Annotated in this window: 16 protein-coding genes; 12 read left to right on the top strand and 4 right to left on the bottom strand. The window is 60.8% G+C overall.

What is annotated here, in order from left to right:
• Positions 1 to 160: 160 nt before the first annotated feature.
• A complete protein-coding gene (locus NQ018_RS04120; protein ID WP_257058710.1) occupies positions 161 to 667 on the bottom strand; it encodes a hypothetical protein in 507 nt (168 codons plus the stop codon).
• A 135-nt stretch (positions 668 to 802) separates the two neighbouring features.
• Here NQ018_RS04120 and NQ018_RS04125 point away from each other — a divergent pair, with 135 nt between their 5' ends.
• The 6 genes from NQ018_RS04125 to NQ018_RS04150 all read left to right on the top strand — a co-directional run bounded on the left by NQ018_RS04125 (position 803) and on the right by NQ018_RS04150 (position 7,406).
• Positions 803 to 2,614 (top strand): HtaA domain-containing protein, encoded by a 1,812-nt coding sequence (locus NQ018_RS04125; protein ID WP_257058712.1) that lies wholly within the window; start codon positions 803 to 805, stop codon positions 2,612 to 2,614.
• Between the two features lie 70 nt (positions 2,615 to 2,684).
• Positions 2,685 to 3,731, top strand: a complete 1,047-nt coding sequence (locus NQ018_RS04130; RefSeq protein WP_257058930.1) for a heme/hemin ABC transporter substrate-binding protein — start codon at positions 2,685 to 2,687, stop codon at positions 3,729 to 3,731.
• Positions 3,712 to 4,746, top strand: a complete 1,035-nt coding sequence (locus NQ018_RS04135; RefSeq protein ID WP_257058714.1) for a FecCD family ABC transporter permease — start codon at positions 3,712 to 3,714, stop codon at positions 4,744 to 4,746. Before NQ018_RS04130 ends, NQ018_RS04135 begins: the two co-directional genes overlap by 20 nt.
• A complete protein-coding gene (locus NQ018_RS04140) occupies positions 4,743 to 5,609 on the top strand; it encodes a heme ABC transporter ATP-binding protein (protein ID WP_257038442.1) in 867 nt (288 codons plus the stop codon). Before NQ018_RS04135 ends, NQ018_RS04140 begins: the two co-directional genes overlap by 4 nt.
• A complete protein-coding gene (locus NQ018_RS04145) occupies positions 5,530 to 6,621 on the top strand; it encodes an HtaA domain-containing protein (RefSeq protein ID WP_257058716.1) in 1,092 nt (363 codons plus the stop codon). Before NQ018_RS04140 ends, NQ018_RS04145 begins: the two co-directional genes overlap by 80 nt.
• A 128-nt stretch (positions 6,622 to 6,749) precedes the next feature.
• The gene (locus NQ018_RS04150) at positions 6,750 to 7,406 is read left to right on the top strand and encodes a biliverdin-producing heme oxygenase (protein WP_257058718.1); all 657 of its coding nucleotides are present in this window, start codon (positions 6,750 to 6,752) and stop codon (positions 7,404 to 7,406) included.
• On the opposite strand, the gene NQ018_RS04155 is transcribed toward NQ018_RS04150, so the two are convergent.
• Positions 7,333 to 8,403, bottom strand: a complete 1,071-nt coding sequence (locus NQ018_RS04155) for an acyltransferase family protein (RefSeq protein ID WP_257058721.1) — start codon at positions 8,401 to 8,403, stop codon at positions 7,333 to 7,335. The two genes, NQ018_RS04150 and NQ018_RS04155, sit on opposite strands and share 74 nt — an antisense overlap.
• 30 nt (positions 8,404 to 8,433) lie before the next feature.
• Here NQ018_RS04155 and NQ018_RS04160 point away from each other — a divergent pair, with 30 nt between their 5' ends.
• Both NQ018_RS04160 and NQ018_RS04165 read left to right on the top strand, forming a co-directional pair.
• Complete coding sequence (locus NQ018_RS04160) at positions 8,434 to 9,102, top strand: DUF3068 domain-containing protein (protein WP_257058724.1); 669 nt, start codon at positions 8,434 to 8,436, stop codon at positions 9,100 to 9,102.
• Positions 9,072 to 10,430 carry an MmpA family trehalose lipid delivery protein gene (locus NQ018_RS04165; protein WP_257058726.1) on the top strand — a complete coding sequence of 453 codons (1,359 nt, stop codon included), beginning with the start codon at positions 9,072 to 9,074 and terminating at the stop codon, positions 10,428 to 10,430. Before NQ018_RS04160 ends, NQ018_RS04165 begins: the two co-directional genes overlap by 31 nt.
• Here the strand turns inward: NQ018_RS04165 and NQ018_RS04170 are convergent.
• Complete coding sequence (locus NQ018_RS04170; RefSeq protein ID WP_257058731.1) at positions 10,328 to 11,434, bottom strand: glycosyltransferase family 4 protein; 1,107 nt, start codon at positions 11,432 to 11,434, stop codon at positions 10,328 to 10,330. The genes NQ018_RS04165 and NQ018_RS04170 overlap by 103 nt on opposite strands.
• A gap of 30 nt (positions 11,435 to 11,464) precedes the next feature.
• On the opposite strand from NQ018_RS04170, the gene NQ018_RS04175 reads away from it, so the two are divergent.
• Positions 11,465 to 12,295: a class I SAM-dependent methyltransferase gene (locus NQ018_RS04175; RefSeq protein ID WP_257058735.1), complete on the top strand. Its 831-nt coding sequence runs from the start codon at positions 11,465 to 11,467 to the stop codon at positions 12,293 to 12,295.
• Between the two features lie 88 nt (positions 12,296 to 12,383).
• Here the strand turns inward: NQ018_RS04175 and NQ018_RS04180 are convergent, their stop codons facing one another.
• Positions 12,384 to 14,207 carry a phosphoenolpyruvate carboxykinase (GTP) gene (locus NQ018_RS04180; protein ID WP_257058745.1) on the bottom strand — a complete coding sequence of 608 codons (1,824 nt, stop codon included), beginning with the start codon at positions 14,205 to 14,207 and terminating at the stop codon, positions 12,384 to 12,386.
• A 334-nt stretch (positions 14,208 to 14,541) separates the two neighbouring features.
• On the opposite strand from NQ018_RS04180, the gene trmB reads away from it, so the two are divergent.
• The 3 genes from trmB (at position 14,542) to NQ018_RS04195 (ending at position 18,318) form a co-directional block, all read left to right on the top strand.
• Positions 14,542 to 15,303: a tRNA (guanosine(46)-N7)-methyltransferase TrmB gene (gene trmB, locus NQ018_RS04185; protein WP_257058747.1), complete on the top strand. Its 762-nt coding sequence runs from the start codon at positions 14,542 to 14,544 to the stop codon at positions 15,301 to 15,303.
• Entirely contained in the window at positions 15,296 to 15,922 is a 627-nt protein-coding gene (locus NQ018_RS04190) for an NYN domain-containing protein (RefSeq protein WP_257038452.1), read from the top strand. Before trmB ends, NQ018_RS04190 begins: the two co-directional genes overlap by 8 nt.
• 128 nt (positions 15,923 to 16,050) lie before the next feature.
• Entirely contained in the window at positions 16,051 to 18,318 is a 2,268-nt protein-coding gene (locus tag NQ018_RS04195) for an MMPL family transporter (RefSeq protein WP_257058750.1), read from the top strand.
• The last annotated feature ends 3 nt before the right edge of the window (positions 18,319 to 18,321 follow it).

Here is an 18,321-nt window from a genome sequence, read left to right on the forward strand (position 1 = left end):
ATTCTTATGTTATGGGGGTCACAAAAGTTGGTTCACACACTACCTAAAACCGCGCCCCTGTGAGGAAATTCTTTCAAAACTTTTGGCACGCCCGCACGATCTCTGGGCATCATCACCGGCGTCATCACTGGGCATCATCACCGGGCATTATTTCTGGGCATTATTTCTGGGCGGCACTCACAGCACCCACAGCACCCACATCCTTAGCGGTTCGCCCCAACCGCTTACGCCACATTGGGTGCACACCAGGCATGAACCACACAATGCCCGCAGCAAGCAGTGCGCAAAGTGCAGCCCACCAGCCACTCAGTGCCTGCCACCAAGCAACGCCCACCACAAGCGCCACCAACACCCAGCCGGCCAGCAGCGCCAAGGGCAATTTCACCCTGGCTATCTGGGTGTGTTCGGCCCATTGCTCACCGGGGAATCGCCCGCGGGCTTCTACCCTGACTCGCCGGTTGGTCTGGTGCGACTGCATGAGGCTTGCCGCCATCACCATGGCAACCCCCGCGCCCAGCACAACGAGATCTTGCACAATTCCGCCGTAGGCGAGCACACCTATTGCCACGGTGAGGGCCATCCGCTCCGGCAGGGTGAGGGGTAGGCCATTAGCGGGGTCAATCTCGGGGTAAAGCATCCGGAAACTCTGGGTGGCTAGCTGGGACATTTGAGTCCTTTCTGAAAAACATCGGGGGTAATAGTTTCATTAGGTTAGGCAAGCCTCTTTTATCCTAACCTAAGTTAGTATAGGCTACCCTCCGTCCCGCAGTTGGTGAAGAACCCGTAAAGGAGCAACCACACCGTGCCCGCCCTACTCTCCGGAACCACCCGCCCGCACTGGCGGCGTCGAAAAGCCTCCCTCTTGGCTGCATCCCTGCTGGCCACAGCGATTTCAATTCCCGCGCTCTCCACGCCCGCCCAGGCACAGACCTGCGAGTTCCGCTGGGGAATCAGGGAAAGCTACCGCAGCTACATTCAAGGGCCCGTTGCCCGTGGCGGCTGGGGAGCAGACGGAATTGGCTTCAGCGGATCAGAAACCGGCCCCGATGGCACATTTGTGTTTACCCCCGCTTCCGCACCAAATGTGCAAGACGGTGCGTTCAGCGTGAACCTCGGCGGTGTGCTGCGGTTCCGCGGCCACAACTACGGTGGCGATGATTTGCTGGACATGACCCTCAGTGATTTCAAGATCCGCGCCTCCGGCAACCAAGCCGAAATCCTCGTGGATTATGTGTCCTACGAGTCCGATATGGTGAACAAAACTGCCCGCGGCCCGCAAATCACCGGCGATGACGTAGCAATTGCCACCATCAACCTCAACACCCCCGTGGATGCGCAGGCAGGATCCGTAGACCTCTCCGGCACCACCACCTTGACCGGAGGCGGCGCCAAACTCTTCCTCGCCTACAATGCAGGCGCTGCCATGGACCCAACCAGCGGCCAAATCTCCACCTCATGCGGTGCCACCTCATCCGGAACCACCTCCGGCAACACCCGCACGCTCACTTCAATCAGCGGCAACTTCACCGGCTTCAACAAAGAAGCCATGGCAATCCTCAGCGAAACCAATGACACCATGAATGCCTTCACAAAGTTCATGGGCAACTCCGAGGCATTCATGGACGCCTACGAATCCTTCACCCGCCGCACCGGCGCGGGCAATGGCTCGGGCTCTGGCGCTGGTGCGGGAAACATTGCCGACGCCCCCAGCACAGCAGCCAGCAACGGTACTGCGGGCGGAACGGTCACTGGAACAGGCACGGGAGCTGCCAGCGGAAGCGCCGCTAGCGCAGGAAATGCTCCGGGAACCGCAAGCAACTTAGGAACTGGCGGTGTAAGCGGTCAGTGTATTCCCGCTACCGGGGTGCAGCGCACGAACGCCTCTTGGGGTATCAAGGCCTCGTTCCAGTCCTACATCACCGGCTCCATTGCCAAGGGCAAATGGGAATTGCAGGGTGTAGGCCATTCTGGTGGCGCCTTCCAATTCAGCGGCAACACCGGCAACGTGGATGTGGCCTCAAAGAAGGGCAACCTGCGGTACAGCGGAGCGGTGCACTTCACCGGCCACAACGGCGTACTGGACCTCAGGATTTCAGACCTCGAAGTGAGCTTTGCGGGTTCCCAAGGCCAGCTCATTGCAAACGTCACCTCCTCCAATATGGAAGGTGTGCGCACGGACTTTGGCCGTGTGGCCATTGCCAATCTGAACGTGAATACCTTGGACATCAACACAGGTTCACTCAGTGGTTCCGCAAGCACCGCCCTCACGGCTGAAGGCGCAAAGGCTTTTGCAGACTTTTATCAGCCCGGTTTGGCCCTTGACCCCGTGACCTTCACCGCCACCCTCGGCGCAGAAGGAACTGGAAGCTGCGATGCAGCAACTTCCACTGGTGCACAAGGTGGAGCAGCCGGAATTGGAGACGCAACCGGCGATGCTACAGGCGCAAACGCTGATTCAAGCACGGGATACACCGATGGTTCCAACAATTTCCGGGTGAAGTCCGCAGCCGCGCAAGCATCCACTGATCCCGCCACCTACTTGGCGTTATTAGCAATCGGCCTGGCTGTTGCAGCAGGCAGTATGAGCCGCCTGATCCTCCAGCATCCCGCCTAGTACTCATCCCACAATATAAGGACCACCAAACATGTACTCTGTAGCTCAAAACCACGCGCTCGCGCGTGTGATGCATCGCAGCATTCACGCCGCGGCCGCCGCTGCACTCGCGGTCATACTCGCCGCTTGCGGGGTGCAAGGCAGCTACACCAACACCTTGCCCGCCGCCACTGAGGTGGGAGATCCCCGCTCCATTCAAGGGGTGCGCCACGTTGGCGAGTTTGCGGATATTGAGCCCGTAACCACCACGCCAAAGCCAGCGCTACCGGTGGAGCTTACTGATGCCGATGGCTACGAGGTTGTGGTAGAAGACACCTCCCGCATCCTTGCCCTGGACCTGTACGGAACCTACACCAAAACCCTCACTGGCCTGGGACTTGCCCCGAACATTATTGGGCGCACGGTTTCCTCAACAGAAACGGTGTTGGCGGATTTACCGGTGGTAACGCAAGGTGGGCACAACATCAACGTGGAGGCAGTGCTGGACCTGCGTCCAAGTTTGGTAATTGTGGATCACTCCATTGGCCCGCGGGAAGCTATTGATCAGATCCGCGCCGCTGGTGTGCCCACCGTGGTCATGCAACCTGAGCGCACCATCGCTTCCGTTGCGCAGGACATTGAGCAGCTCGGCGCCGTGGTTGGCTTGCCTCAAGAGGCGGAAAAGTTGGCACAGCGTTCGGTGGAAGAAATTGAGCGCGATATGTCCGCCATTAAAGAGATCGCACCGGCTGATCCATTGAGGGTGATCTTCCTCTACGCCCGAGGCAATGGCGGGGTGTTCTTCATCATGGGTGAAGGCACCGGTGCGAAAGACCTCATTGAGGGCGTAGGTGCAGTAGACCTGGCTTCCGAACACAACCTCTCCTATGCAGAGCCTGCAAACGCGGAGGCACTGGCCAAACTCAACCCTGAGGCCATCATCATGATGTCCGGCGGCTTGGAATCCACCGGAGGAATAGAGGGCTTGCTGCAACGCCCCGGTATTGCCCAAACCATCGCGGGCCAGAACCAAAGAATCATCACTATTCCAGATGGCCAATCCCTGGCATTTGGCCCTTTGACCGGCCAAACCCTCATTGAATTAGCAAAGGCACTCTATGCTCCAGACCAAGCCTGATATCCGCCGCAGGCGCCGCGTTCAGGTTGCCGCCAGCTTGGCCGTTTCGCTGGTGCTGGCTTGCCTGGCCAATGTGGTGCTTGGCCAGTTTGCCCTGCCTATTTCACAGCTTTTCGCCATCCTCACAGACGGCGGCCATCAAGACGTGCTGGCCGCGAGCGTGGTGTGGGATATCCGCCTGCCACGAATTGTGCTGGGTTGCATTGTGGGTGCAGCACTCGGTGTGGCTGGCACCCTCATGCAGGCGGTGTTTGCAAACCCCTTGGCGGAGCCATCCGTGATTGGTGTGACCGCCGGGGCCGGCGTGGGTGCAGCCACAGCAATTGTATTTGCCATTGATTGGTTGGGTGCCTTCACCGTGCCAGCTGCGGCGTTTGTGACTGCATTGGCGGTCACGGCATTCATCTACCGTTTGGCGCGCCACCGCGGCACCGTTGCGGTGGTAAACCTCATCCTCACTGGCATTGCGGTAAACGCCGTGTGCGGCGCAATCATTTCCTTCTTGGTGTACTTGGCCCCTACGGCAAACAGGGAACAGATCATTTTCTGGCAAATGGGTTCCCTCAATGGTGCTCAGTGGAAACATGTTTGGGTGGTACTGCCAATCGTGGTGCTCGGCGTAATTGTTGCCTTGCGCCTGGGCGAGCGTCTGGATGTGCTGGCGCTGGGTGAACGCGCCGCCGCCCACACCGGCATCAACGTGGCAAACCTGCGGGTGTGCGCGATTCTGGTATCGGCCATTCTCACGGCCGCTGCGGTTTCCTTCGCCGGATTGATTGGCTTCGTGGGATTGATTGTGCCCCACCTTTTGCGCACCGTGTTAGGCCCACAGAATCATGCGCTGCTCCCAACTTCCGCACTGGCAGGGGCGCTGTTGATTTCACTTTCCGACCTCGCCGCGCGCACCACCATTCCCTTCGCGGACCTTCCAATCGGCATTTTCACCGCTCTGGTAGGTGGGCCAACCTTCTTTGTGCTTTTGCGCCGCATGATGCGAAAGGGGGTCCACGCATGATCACCGTTGAACAGGTGGAAATCCAGGTAAACAACCGGCGGCTGCTGCACAACATCACGTTCACAGCACAGCCAGGTCAAGTCACTGGATTGATTGGTCCCAATGGTGCGGGCAAGTCCACGCTGTTGGCGTCGATAAGCGGGGACCTGAAACCCACCGCGGGCCAGATTCGTGTTGCCAACCTTGACCCCTATGCCACGGACCCTGCAACACTTGCGCGCAGCCGTGCAGTGATGCTGCAGGACACGGCGGTAGCCTTTGAATATCTTGCGCGCGACATTGTTGCAATGGGGCAGCGGGTGTGGGCAAGGCCAAATGAAGAGCTTATCGACGCCGCCATGGCCGCCACGGACACAATGCACCTTGGCGCGCGCGAGGTCCCCACGCTCTCCGGGGGTGAAAGGGCTCGCGTGGCACTGGCTCGGGTGCTCGCCCAAAACGCTCCGGTGATCCTCCTGGACGAGCCAACCGCCGCATTGGACATTTCCCACCAACTGCAGGTGCTGCACCTTATCCGTGAGCTCGCGCGCCGCACCCAGGCCACAGTGCTCGTGGTGCTGCATGACCTCAACGCCGCAGCAGCATTTTGTAACCACATTGTGTGCGTATCCAATGGCGGGATTGCCGCCTTAGGCAGCGTGGAGGAGGTCTACACCTCGGAAGTGCTTTCGCAGGTGTACCAATACCCCCTCCAGGTGAGCCGGCAAGAAGGCCACATCCAAGTAATCCCCCAACAACCATCACTGTCAGATTTTCAGTCCATTGAAAGGATCCTCGATTTCCATGCGCATGATCGCAGCACCAACCTCCCTCGCCCTCGCCGCAACCTTGCTCGCCGCCCCAATGGCGCAAGCGCAAACTGAAGTCCCAGCCACCTGCCAGAACGTAGAGACCCGCGTGACCGGTGGCACCGTTGCGTGGGGTGTGAAGGAATCCTGGCGTAAGTACATCTCCGGGCGCATCGCTCAAGGCTCCTGGACCACCAGCGGAACCGTCACCGAAAACGCGGAACCAAAGAGCTCGGCCGCATACCAGTTCCTGTTCGAGGTAGACCCAGCCACCTCCTCCGTGAAGGTTGATGATCAGGGCAACATCACCGAAGCGCTGATTAACACCAAAGAATCCTCCATTGTGTTTGAAGGCCACCACGGCGCCCTGTACTCCCAGGTAATCTCCCCTTACCTCACCACCGCTGGTGACAACGTGAAGCTCGGCTCCTCCTACGTGGGCTACTACGTTCCAGGTAAGGGCATGACCGAATACACTCCAGAGGACCGCGTGCCAGCCAATGAAGTCACCGGCAAAGATACCTTCGCCGCTGCAACCGGTACCTGGGCCACCACCGGCACAACTCACACCCTGAACACCACCGGTGGGCGTTACACCGCAAACCCAGGCACCTCCTACAACCCGACCACCCGCGAGCAGGTTATTGCCGGTGCAGACATTCTGTTCATGGGCATGTACAACGATTCCTACAACCCAGAGATCGACCCCGCTAACGTCACCATCACCACCGAGCAGGTGTGCCTGGATGCTCCAGTCACCTCGGAGCCCCCAGCGCCAGTGACTTCTGAACCGAGCACCTCTGCTCCAGCGCCAGCGCCAGCACCGGCACCGGCACCGGCACCGGCACCGGCTGAGCCAAGCACCTCTACTCCAGCACCAGCTCCAGCGCCAGCGCCAAGTGCTGATGCCGATACTGATGCTGATGCCGCAACCAATTCCGAGAACGGCTCCTTGCTGGGCAAGTTCGGATCCTTCTGGAACAGGCTCCTGGGCTTTGGCTCACTGTTCGGCCTGCTCACCATCTTGTTCCAGACTGCAAACCACCTGGGATGGTTCAAGGGTCTGTTCGGTTTCCTGAGCCGCTAATGCTGCTAATGCTTTAGCACTCAGTAAGCCTCCCCAGCCTTCCACAATCCCCTTATCCAGCCCCGCCTCGCGTTTCGCTCACCCTCATGAACGTTTGAGAAGTCAATACTCGAGAAAAGGAACCCACCATGACGAGCTCCCTGAGCACTCCCCTCCATGAGCCGTTGGCCACCGCACTTCGGGAAGAAACCGCACGAGCACACGAAACCGCAGAACACTCGGTGTTTATGAGCCGCCTCATGGACGGCTCCCTCTCCGCTCAAGCAGTAGCCGACCTCACTGCACAGTTGTGGTGGATTTATCAAGCACTTGAACAAGGCATCCGGCTAAACGCCGAACACCCTACCGTTGCTGCCGTGTACGACCCGCGCCTCGAACGCACCACCAACCTGGAATCGGACCTTAAGGCGATGCTCGGGCAAGATTGGCGCGAACGTATCGCCATCACCCAGGCCACCCAACGCTACGCGGATCACCTGCACAAAATTGCAACCTCCCCGCAGCGCATCGCCGCGCACCACTATGTGCGCTACTTGGGCGATATTTCTGGCGGACAGGTGATCGCCTCCCGCCTTGAAGCTCTCTACGGGCTTACCCCGGAACAAACGTCTTTCTACAACTTTGCCGCCATTGGCAAAATCCCGCCTTACCGCAACGCCTATCGCGAACGCCTCAACAGCCTCCACCTCACCGCGGAGGAACGCCAAGAGTTCATCGCTGAGGCAACGGCAGCTTTTGAGTGGAATACCGCCGTGTTTGCCTCCCTTTCCACCACTGCAAACTAGGGCTTTCTACCAGGGTGTAGCTCACAAACGCCACCGCGATACTCAATGCCGCGGTGGCAAAGAGCACCACAAAAAACTGCCCTTGGAACACTCCAATGCCCATGAGGGGGAACACAAGAGAAAGCACAGGAATGTGCCACAAAAACAGGGAGTAGCTCCATCGCCCCACGGCCTGCATGGGGGCGGTATCCAGCAGGCTAGGTGCCCTTAAAAACACATAGGGGTACAGCACTAAGGCTGCAAAGCCGGTGCCAGCCAACAAACGCAGCGCGAACTGCGGGCCGGTGGGGTGTTCCAAGCCCAGCGGCCCGTACCACTGTTGCCCCGCTACCCAGCACATCAGCAGCGCCAAGCCCCAACACACAGGCCGCAGCCAGCGGGCCCCTGCGCTCAACTTTGCGGCATCCAGGCGCCCCTCCCACGCCGCCGCGTAGAGCCCAACCACAAACCAAGGGAGGTATGAGAATGGGAAAATCTGAAAATTGATCCCGCCCCCATCCGGCTCGAAGGGCCAGGGAATCAGCGCCCAAGCAAAACCGGCCAAGCCCAGCGCCCACCACCAGCGGCGCCAACGTATTATCAGTGGCAACGCCAGATAGAAGGCCACTTCCACGCACAGCGACCACAAGTGCGTCAGCCCACCATGTAACCCGGAGGGCACATAGATTTGGGTAAAGCTCAAGGTGCTGAGCGTTGTTAGCCAGCCTGCCCCGAAAGCCACGGGAAAAAGCGCAAGCGTGAGCAGCACCATCACCCAGTACGCGGGGAGAATACGCACGGCCCGGCGCGCGTAGTAACCCGTTGGGTTGGCGGCGTAGCTACGTGCCAGCAGGAATGCGGAAAGGGAAAAGAAGGTGGCTACAAAGAAGTCGAATCGGGTGAGAACTGCATTCTCCACGCCGGTTTGGAAGGCCACATGCGTGGCGAGTACGCCGAGCGCCGCCACGCCGCGCAGTCCTTGGAGCTGCGGTAGGTACGATGGAGAGGCTGATAGCAACAGGTTTCCTCGAGTTGATAGGTGGGTGGCATGCGCCAAGGCATTATTGCATGTGTGACGGCTGGTGTGCTGTTTCTGTTGTCCGCGCTTGTCCCCGCGCTCACTGCAGGCATGGTGAAGCCGCTGCCAAAGGAAGCGATCTTCGTGCAAGAAACGACGTCACCAAGTGGCGCCCACCTTGTCCGTTCCACTGAACTCACGGAAGATCCGGAGGATTCCGAAGCCGTGAACTCCCACGTCACCTGGGAGGTTGATGGCCAGGTGGTGTTGGAGGAGTTCGTCCCACTGATCCGCGAGTCTTCCTTCCCAGTGTTGCATAATGCTGATGGCCGGCTGGGGCTGTCCTCCTTCTTCCCAGTGGATACGGAACGCCGCAGCTACCTTGTGTTTGACCCCAATTCGGGTGAGGAGTCCCCTGCTGACTACCTGCGTCAGGATGGGCAGTACCTGGTGTTCCAGCAGCCGGCGTCGGGAGCCGAGTTCACCGTTGAGCCGCGCACCGGAACCATAGTCCAGCAGCGCCTCACTTTGGCTGGCCAGGAGTTCACCCTCCAGGCGTCTTCATGGAGTGAGGAGCGGATGAACCGTCATCTGGCGGCGCTGCAGGCTTCGCGGATTTTTGGCTTTGTGGCAAAGTACGCCGGTTTTGCTGCGTTGATTGGTGGCCTATGGCTCCTCGCACGCCCCAAGCGCTCCTAACCCTGAACGCCCTGGTTGCAGGGTTTTGCCTCGCTGCGCTGCTGTGGTGGCTGGCAACTCCTGGCATGTTGGGCCTGCGGGATATGGTGGTGATCCAGCGCCCCGCGCTTTCCCTCGGCGCGTTGGGGTTTGGTGATCTCCCTGCACGCAACGCGCCCCAGGATGGTGCTCTGGCCATCGCCGGGATGCTCTTCCCTGCAACCTGGGTGGCTAAGGCCTGCATCCTCGGGGCTGCGTGCGCTGGGGCCTGGGCTGCTTTTCGCCTCGGGCCAGTGGCGGTGGCGGTAACGTTGTGGAACCCCTTTGTTGTGGAGCGCCTGTTGGCCGGGCATTGGTCTTTGGTGATTTCCGCATGGCTCATCCCCGCGCTGCTGCACCCCAGCACCCTGGTGGTGTTGTTGGCTGCGTGGGCGTGCTCCCTCACTCCCACTGGCACGGTGTTGGCGCTGGTGTTGTTGGTGGTGTGCAGGCGCTGGTTGGCCAGCGCTTTTTGCCTGCTGTGCAGCTTGCCGTGGCTGGTGCCCAGTCTCCTATCCACTCCTCAGACGAGCCCCACCGCCGCCTTTGTGGCGCACCCAACGCTGGCGTGGTTGGGCGGTGGCGGAATATGGAACGCTGAGGTCCGCGCAGAAGCGGGCTTGCTGGCCATTGCCTGCGCCCTTTTGGCAGCCCTGGTGCTGTGGCGCGCACCGAAGCCGCTGGTCTTCCTCGCGCTTTCCGCCCTGGCGCTCACCGCCGTATTAAGCCTTGGCACCTGGTGGCAGATGATCCCCGGCGCGGGAATGTTCCGCGATACCGCCAAGCTCCTCTGGCTGGTACTCCCGGCTCTCATTACCGGTGCGGGTGAATTACGCGTGCGCGGTGTGATCGCTTTGGGCCTCGCCCTCACTTTTGCCCAAGCCCCAACCGCGCCTGCGGCGATGGGTGCGCTGCGAGGCATCCCGGAGCAGGATTGGCCGCGCTCTGCAGGGGACATTCTGATTACCGCTAGCCAGGGTTTGGTGAACTACCAGGGCCGCACCATGGTAGACCCACGCCTCAAAGCCAACCAGGCCATAGAGGCGGGTGCCCTCACCGTGGACGGCAAGCTCATTGATCCCCCAACCCAGCGCTACCTGCAAGCACTCCAGGCCTCCCCGAGTGAACTGCGCGAACAGGGAGTGGGGCTGCGCATCAGTGGGGACACGGTAGAGCACATCGGCGGGGTGTCCCCCAAGGGGTGGCGCTACTGGCTTGGGGTTTCGCTCACTGTTTTCTGGCTGCTATTGCCGTTTGCCACAGCGCTCAAAATCTCCAGGAATTCCTGGCCCGTGCGCTCCCAGGAGTAGCCAGCCGCACGCTCCCGTGCAAGCTCGCCGAGCCTGCGGCGCCGGGGGGCGTCGGTAAGCAATTCCCGCGTTGCCGCGATGAGCTGCTCGGGGGTATCCACGAGGATGCCGGTGTTGCCAACGGAATCACGAAGGCCTCCCGACGTCCGGTACCCCACCGTGGGTACGCCGTGCTGCGCTGCTTCAATCACGGCCAGCCCCCACCCTTCCTTGCGCGAGGGCAGCACATGCACTGCGGCACGGGAGAGCAATTCGTGTTTGCGTTGCTCGCTGACGTACCCGTGGAAGAACACGCGGTGTTCCAGGCCGCGCGCGTAGCTGCGCAGGCGTTGCTCCCACCAGCCGGAACCCACAATGTCCACATGCACGCCTTCGGTGGCGCGGGCCAGGTCAATCACATGCTCAAGCTGCTTGTGCGGCACCAGGCGAGACACAACGATCACACGTTGCTTTTCAAGGTCAGTCTGTGCGGGCACCACGCGTTCCGGGATTGCCGAGATGCCATTGCGCACCACAGCGATCTGATCCGCGCGCACCCCGAGATCCACCAGCTCTTCGCGGGAGGCGCCGCTCACGGTCACATATTGGCTATTGCGGTAAACCCTTGGCGCCACCTTGGATTCCAGCCACCACCCGAGGACCCGCAGCGGCCAACCGGCCACCGGCCACTGCTCGCGGTGGCAATGGTGAGTCAGCAACACCACCGGGGTCCGGGTGAACAACTTGGCAAAGAATGGAATGCCATTTTGGGTATCCACGATCACGTCTGCGTCTTTCGGGAGCGCCGCAAGTGCTCGCAGGTAGACGGTGTATTTGCCGCCCGCTCGCAGGAAACGCACACCGTTGTGGGTGCTTTCAGCTGGGGCGCCGGCATACGCCGCTGTTTGGAAGGTCACCTCATGGCCATGTGAGGCGGCATACTGGGCAACCTGCTCAAGGTAGCGCTCGCTGCCGCCGCCCTGGGGATGGCCAGTATCGCGCCAGCACAGCATGTGAATCTTCATATCGAACCCCCACAGTAATACGATGAGCCCATGTCCGCCGCTTCCCACCCCGTACCCCCCAACGCTCGTAGAAACGCACGCACCACAGCGCGCACCACAGCACGCCCCACAACGGGAACCACCGCATCCTTCCCGCACACGGCCGCCTTTGCCACCCTAAGACGCAGCCTCACACTCCTGACCTCCTTCCGCCACGAGCAGCGCTCACCGGAGGAGTTCTACCGGCCGCTCGCTGCGGATACGGCGGCTCAGATCCACGCGATCGCCGCGGATTTGGGCACCCAGGTGGGCAAGGTGCTGGACGTGGGTGGTGGGCCGGGGTACTTTGCGGCGGAATTTGCAGACTACATTTCCTTGGAACCCGACGCCGGGGAGATGCAGGCCGCAGGCATCTCACTCAGTAACGCGGTTCGCGGCACCGGCGAAGCGCTCCCTTTTGCCGACGCCAGCTTTGACACTGTGTTCTCCTCCAACGTTGCCGAGCATGTCCCCGACCCCTGGCTCATGGCGCAGGAAATGCTCCGGGTGTGCAAGCCCGGCGGCTTGGTGATCCTGAGTTACACGGTGTGGCTGGGCCCCTTTGGTGGGCACGAGACCGGCCTGTGGCAGCACTACCTTGGCGGCGAATTTGCCCGGAGGCGCTACGTTGCCCGCCACGGGCATGAGCCCAAAAACGTGTGGGGCACCTCCCTGTTTGCGGTGAGCTGCAAGGAAGGCCTGCGGTGGGCTCGGCAACACGATGCGGTTTTGTGCATCCCGCGCTACCACCCCAGGTGGGCTTGGTGGGTGGTGCGGGTGCCGCTGCTGCGTGAGTTCCTGGTGTCTAATCTGCTGATCGTGGTGCGGGCCCCAGGAAGATAGGGTGCACAAAGCGCCGAAAGCACACAAAACTGACGCCCCCAATTACCTTGAGGGCGCCAGTGAATCTTTGCTGGGCTACTTCGCTGGGCTACTTCGCGGCCGCGACGCGCTCCTTGAACGCCTCAAGCTCGCGGTGCACCTCTGCAGGGACGCGGGGGCCGAGGAACTCCAGGTATGCCTCGCCGTCTTCCAGGTCCTTTGCCCACTGCTCGGCGGGGGCGGTAAGGGCCTCGCGGACGTCCTCGATTGGCTCGGTGATGCCCTCCAGGTTGAGGTCCTCAGCGCGGGCGGTGTGGCCGATCACAGTTTCTTCCGCGCCAACCTTGCCTTCCACGCGGTTGATAATCCACTCCAGCACGCGGGAGTTCTCGCCGAAGCCTGGCCAGAGGAAACGGCCGTCATCGCCGCGGCGGAACCAGTTCACCAGGAAGATCTTTGGCATGCGCTCGCCGCCAGCCTTGCCCATTTCCACCCAGTGGTTGAGGTAGTCACCGGCGTTGTAACCGATGAACGGCAGCATAGCCATTGGGTCGTGGCGCAGGGCACCCACCTGGCCCTCAGCGGCGGCGGTCTGGCCGGAGGCGAGCAGCGCACCGATCAGGGTGCCGTGGTCCCAGCTCAGGGTTTCCGTGACCAGTGGCACCGTGTCTGGGCGGCGGCCACCGAACAGGATTGCGTCGATCTTGATGCCCTTTGGATCGTTGAACTCAGGCGCAGCGATTGGGCACTGGTCGATTGCCACGGTGTAGCGGGAGTTCGGGTGAGCGGCGTCGGTGCCGGACTCTGGGGTCCAGTCATTGCCAAGCCAGTCGATGAGGTGCTCTGGGGCGTCGCCGTCCATACCCTCCCACCAGACGTCGCCGTCATCGGTGAGTGCCACGTTAGTGAACAGGGTGTTGCCTGGTTCCATGGTGCGCATTGCCATTGGGTTGGAGGCGTAGCTGGTGCCAGGTGCAACGCCGAAGAAACCGTTTTCTGGGTTGAAGGCGTACAGGCCGTCCTCGTGGAGGCGCAGCCACGCGATGTCATCGCCCACAACCTCAGCCTTCCAGCCAGGGATGGTTGGCTCAATGAGCGCCAGGTTGGTCTTGCCACACGCAGATGGGAACGCAGCCGCAACGCCGTAAACCTTGCCCTCTGGGGAGGTGAGCTTCAGGATGAGCATGTGCTCCGCCATCCAGCCCTCCTCCCGGGCCATCACGGAAGCGATGCGCAGCGCAAAGCACTTCTTTGCCAGGATTGCGTTACCACCGTAACCGGAGCCGTAGGACCAGATCTCCTTGGTCTCTGGGAAGTGCACAATGTACTTTTCATCGTTGCAAGGCCACGCAACGTCCTGCTCACCCGGAGCAAGGGGGGCACCAACGGAGTGCAGGCAGGGCACAAATTCGCCGTTGCCAAGCTTGTCCAGCGCAGCCTGGCCCATGCGGGTCATGATGCGCATGGAAAGTACAACGTAGGGGGAGTCAGTAAGTTGCACACCAATCTTTGGATCCTCAGAATCCAGTGGGCCCATGGCGAACGGCACAACGTACATAGTGCGCCCGCGCATCGCGCCGGAGAAGTGCGCGCCGAGCTCCTCTTTCATCTTCTTTGGATCAGCCCAGTTGTTGGTTGGGCCGGCATCTTCTTCCTTCTCGGAGCAGATGAAGGTGCGCGACTCCACGCGGGCAACATCGGATGGGTTGGAACGCGCCAAGAAGCTATTCGGGCGCTTTTCCTCATTGAGGCGAATCAGGGTGCCTTGCTCCACCAATTCAGCGGTGAGGCGGTCCCACTCCTCCTGGGAACCGTCAACGAACACTACGCTTTCGGGCTGGAATAGCTCTACGTTCTCCGCAATCCAATTGAGCAGCCTTTCATTCTCAGTTGGGGCGGTACCTTCGAGGCCCTTAATGGTCACGGCGGACATCGCATCTCCTGGTTAATCAGTACGCTGGCAGTTCTACATCACACAGCGTAACCATTCGTGCAACCATTCCATGTGGAATTTTTGTAACCCACATCACCTGAACCGTTTTACCCCCGATCTCCTTGGTTTTTACCTCAATACCTACACCCCCGGCCATAAAATCGCCCCACCCTATTGGGGGTGAAAGGAGTTCCACGCTGCCCAAACTAGCCGGCACTCCCCCAACTCCTACCGCCGCGGTGAGGGGCGCGCCTGCGAGGACCGCCTGCAGTCTGCGTCGGCACCTTATCCATCGTATTGCCCCTTGGGCCTCCTTAAAGGCAAGATAAGAGGGATGTCTACTACTGATAAAACCCCACGTTTCCAATCTGATTTCAACGAAGAATTTTCTAATGATTTGGACTACCCGCGCCTAGGCACGGTGAGCTTTCGCCGCGGCACGCTCACGGACAACCAGCAGGCCCGCTGGGACGAATACTGGCCACAGCTTGGCAAGGAGCTTTCCGACGAGCCCTTGGACGTCCCGGCGTGGTTCGGCAGGACTGACGCCCCGACGATCCTGGAAATCGGCTCCGGCACCGGTACCTCCACCGCAGCGATGGCCCCCCTTGAAGCGGATACAAACATTATTGCAGTGGAACTGTACAAGCCTGGTTTGGCAAAGCTGCTCGGCGCGGTGGTGCGCGATGAGATTTCCAACATCCGCATGATCCGCGGCGACGGCGTGGAAGTACTCGGGCGAATGTTCGGCCCAGAGTCTTTGGATGGCGTGCGAATTTTCTTCCCTGACCCCTGGCCAAAGGCTCGCCACCACAAGCGGCGCATTATCCAGTCCGGCGTGCTGAACCTGATTGCCAGCCGGCTGAAGCCGGGCGGCGTGTTGCATGTAGCCACTGACCACGCCGACTACGCCGAGTGGATCAACGAGCTGGTTCATGTGGAACCACAGCTTGAGTACATGGGCTGGCCGTGGCCTGAGTGCCCTCAGCTCACGGACCGCCAAGTGATCACCAAGTTTGAGGGCAAAGGCCTGGAAAAAGACCACGTGATCACTGAGTTTTTGTGGAGGCGCATCAGTGGAGGCGCAAGTGAGTAACAACCTTTTGTTGGTGTGGGACGCCCCCAACTTGGACATGGGCCTGGGTGCCATCCTGGGCGGGCGCCCAACCACCGCCTACCGCCCACGTTTTGACGCTGTGGGTAAGTGGCTGTTGGCGCGCGCCGGCGAGCTCAGCCACCTCACGGGGGAAAAAGTGGAGGCGGAAGCAACAGTGTTCACCAACGTCACCCCAGGTGGCGCGGAACAAATCCGGCCATGGGTGGAGGCGCTGCGCAACATTGGCTACGCCGTGTTTGCCAAGCCCAAGCTCAACGAAGAATCCGACGTTGACCCAGACATGCTGGAGCACATCCGTCAGCGCTTCGCCGCAGGCAACCTCGCGGGGCTGGTGGTAGCCAGCGCGGATGGGCAGAACTTCAAGGACACCCTTGAGGAGCTCGCCAAGGACGGGGTACGCGTTACCGTCCTTGGCTTCCACGAGCACGCCTCATGGGCAGTAGCCAGCGAACAAGTGGACTTTGTGGACCTGGAAGACGTCCCAGGGGTGTTCCGCGAACCACTGCCACGTGTGAGCCTGGATCAGCTTCCGCCGGAAGGCGCATGGCTGCAGCCGCTGCGCCCACTGACCTCCCTTTTGACCGGACGCAGCAGTTAAGGTGCTTGCCTCAAAGCTCAGGGCCGGAGCGCAGGGCCGGCGCACAGGGCCGGCGCTCGGGGCCGGCGCACACACAATTGCGCCACACGATAGCGCAATGAACAGCATGAATAAGCAGGAGAAAAGCGATGTTTTCCACATGGGGTGATTTTGCCTACCGCCACCGCAAGGTGGTCCCAGTGGTTGTGGTGGCGCTCATTTTGGCGCTGCATGTGCTGTTTGGCATGCGCCTAGCGGACCGCATGAGCCAGGAAGGCTGGGACGACCCCAGCTCCTCCTCCACTCAGGCCGCACGCATTGAACAGGAGGTGTTTGGCCGCGATAATTCCGGTGACGTGATCCTGCTGTTCCGCAGCGAGGACGGCCAACCAATTGCCAACTCCCCCGAGTTCGATGACATGCGGGCGTACCTGGCAGGGCTCCAGGAGCTCTACCCCGAGCAAATCGAGTCCATCACCAGCTACTTCGACGCCCGCAACCCCCGCCTGGCCGCTGAGGAAGGTGCCGTAGTGTTTGCCGCGGTGGCACTCCAAGGCGACAACGAGCAAACACTCAAAGACTTCCGCACCATCCAACCCGCGCTCTCCCCGGAGTTCAGCGGAGTAAGCGTGGAGGTTGCTGGTGCAACCGCGGTTGCCGACGCGCTCGACGCCGGCATGGCAGGAGATATCAAGCGCGCCGAGGTCTACGCCCTCCCGGCAGTGGGCTTGCTGCTGCTGGTGGTGTTTGGCTCCGTGGTGGCGGCGTTCATGCCACTGATCGTGGGCGTGCTTTCAATCCTGGGCTCGCTGGGTGTGCTGTCCATCCTCGCGGGCTTTACTCAGGTGAATGTGTTTGCGCAGTCGGTGGTCACGCTGCTGGGTTTGGGGTTGGCCATTGACTACGGCTTGTTCATGGTGTCGCGCTTCCGCGAGGAGATGGACAACGGCCGTGAAGTACGCGAGGCCGTGCGAATCACCACCGCAACTGCCGGCAAAACAGTGGTCTTCTCCGCGGCGATGGTGGCCGTGGCACTTTCCGGGCTGTTGGTGTTCCCGCAGGCCTTCCTGAAGTCTGTGGCCTATGGTGCGATGAGCGCGGTGGGCCTGGCGGCGCTGCTTTCCGTTACCTTGCTTCCGGCAATCTTTGGCCTGCTTGGGCACAACATTGACAAGTTCTCGGTACGCCGCACCAGCCGCAAGGCACGCACGTTGCAAAGCACTTGGTGGTACCGCCTGCCACAGTGGGCAATGAAGCACGCCAAGCTGGTCACCCTGGGCCTGTGTGCCCTCCTCATTGGCCTTACGCTGCCGCTGGCTGGCGTGAAGTTCGGTGGCCTCAATGAGACGTACCTGCCGCCAAACAACGAGGTGCGCCAAACCCAAGAGGCCTTCAACCAGGCCTTCCCTGAGTACCGTACTGAGCCGATCAAGCTGGTGGTCACCGGCGCCACCAACCAGCAGCTCGGTGAGATCTTCGCCCAGGCCAACCAGGTCACCGGCCTCAGCGGCACTTTCCGCCCCTCCACCGCAACGGTGGACGGCACCACGGTGCTTTCCGCAGGCATCACGGACCGCTCACAAAACGCCAATGTCATTGAGCAACTCCGGGCGATCTCCGTGCCTGAAGGCGTAGAAGTGTACATCGGTGGCACCCCGGCCCTGGAAGTGGAATCCATCGAGGCGCTGTTTGAAAAGCTGCCAACAATGGCCATTTACATTGTGGTGGCCACCTTCCTGCTGATGGCGCTGGTGTTCGGCTCCGTGATTTTGCCTGCCAAGGCGGTAATCATGACCGTGCTGGGCATGGGTGCCACCATGGGTATCCTCACGCTCATGTTCGTAGATGGTGTGGGCGCCGATCTGTTCGGTTTCACCGCCGGTCCACTAATGAGCCCCGTATTGGTGCTCATCATGGCGATCGTTTACGGCCTCAGCACGGACTATGAAGTATTCCTGGTTTCACGCATGGTGGAGGCACGTGAAAACGGCGAATCCACAGATGAGGCCATCAAGTACGGCACCGCACACACCGGTGGCATCATCACCGCCGCGGCGCTCATCATGATTGTGGTGTGCGGCGCTTTCGGGTTCTCTGAGATCGTGATGATGAAGTACATCGCCTTCGGCATGATCTTTGCCCTATTCTTCGACGCCACCATCATCCGCATGCTCCTCGTCCCCGCAGTCATGCACCTGCTGCGCGAAGACAACTGGTGGGCGCCAGGATGGGTGAAGAGGGCGTCGGCATGGCTTGGGCACAATGACACCGGCAGCACGCCAGAGGGGATTTCGCTTGACGACGCCCGCCTGTCCGGCCCGGACGTTGCGGTACGCTCGGGGCGTACGGTGGAAGAGGATCACGACCTCGTACCATTCCAAGAACTTGTGCAACGGCTCGGGAAGGAACAGCGCTAAGAC

It is taken from the genome of Corynebacterium kozikiae, from assembly GCF_024580965.1.
GTDB classification, from domain to species: Bacteria; Actinomycetota; Actinomycetes; order Mycobacteriales; family Mycobacteriaceae; genus Corynebacterium; species Corynebacterium kozikiae.

Excerpts from the sequence above, each read along its gene's own strand:
- NQ018_RS04120 (WP_257058710.1), bottom strand. The coding sequence starts at position 667 with ATGTCCCAGCTAGCCACCCAGAGTTTCCGGATGCTTTACCCCGAGATT.
- NQ018_RS04130 (WP_257058930.1), top strand. The coding sequence starts at position 2,685 with ATGCATCGCAGCATTCACGCCGCGGCCGCCGCTGCACTCGCGGTCATA.
- NQ018_RS04135 (WP_257058714.1), top strand. The coding sequence starts at position 3,712 with ATGCTCCAGACCAAGCCTGATATCCGCCGCAGGCGCCGCGTTCAGGTT.
- NQ018_RS04140 (WP_257038442.1), top strand. The coding sequence starts at position 4,743 with ATGATCACCGTTGAACAGGTGGAAATCCAGGTAAACAACCGGCGGCTG.
- NQ018_RS04145 (WP_257058716.1), top strand. The coding sequence starts at position 5,530 with ATGCGCATGATCGCAGCACCAACCTCCCTCGCCCTCGCCGCAACCTTG.
- NQ018_RS04150 (WP_257058718.1), top strand. The coding sequence starts at position 6,750 with ATGACGAGCTCCCTGAGCACTCCCCTCCATGAGCCGTTGGCCACCGCA.
- NQ018_RS04160 (WP_257058724.1), top strand. The coding sequence starts at position 8,434 with ATGCGCCAAGGCATTATTGCATGTGTGACGGCTGGTGTGCTGTTTCTG.
- NQ018_RS04165 (WP_257058726.1), top strand. The coding sequence starts at position 9,072 with ATGGCTCCTCGCACGCCCCAAGCGCTCCTAACCCTGAACGCCCTGGTT.
- NQ018_RS04170 (WP_257058731.1), bottom strand. The coding sequence starts at position 11,434 with ATGAAGATTCACATGCTGTGCTGGCGCGATACTGGCCATCCCCAGGGC.
- NQ018_RS04175 (WP_257058735.1), top strand. The coding sequence starts at position 11,465 with ATGTCCGCCGCTTCCCACCCCGTACCCCCCAACGCTCGTAGAAACGCA.
- NQ018_RS04180 (WP_257058745.1), bottom strand. The coding sequence starts at position 14,207 with ATGTCCGCCGTGACCATTAAGGGCCTCGAAGGTACCGCCCCAACTGAG.
- trmB (WP_257058747.1), top strand. The coding sequence starts at position 14,542 with ATGTCTACTACTGATAAAACCCCACGTTTCCAATCTGATTTCAACGAA.
- NQ018_RS04195 (WP_257058750.1), top strand. The coding sequence starts at position 16,051 with ATGTTTTCCACATGGGGTGATTTTGCCTACCGCCACCGCAAGGTGGTC.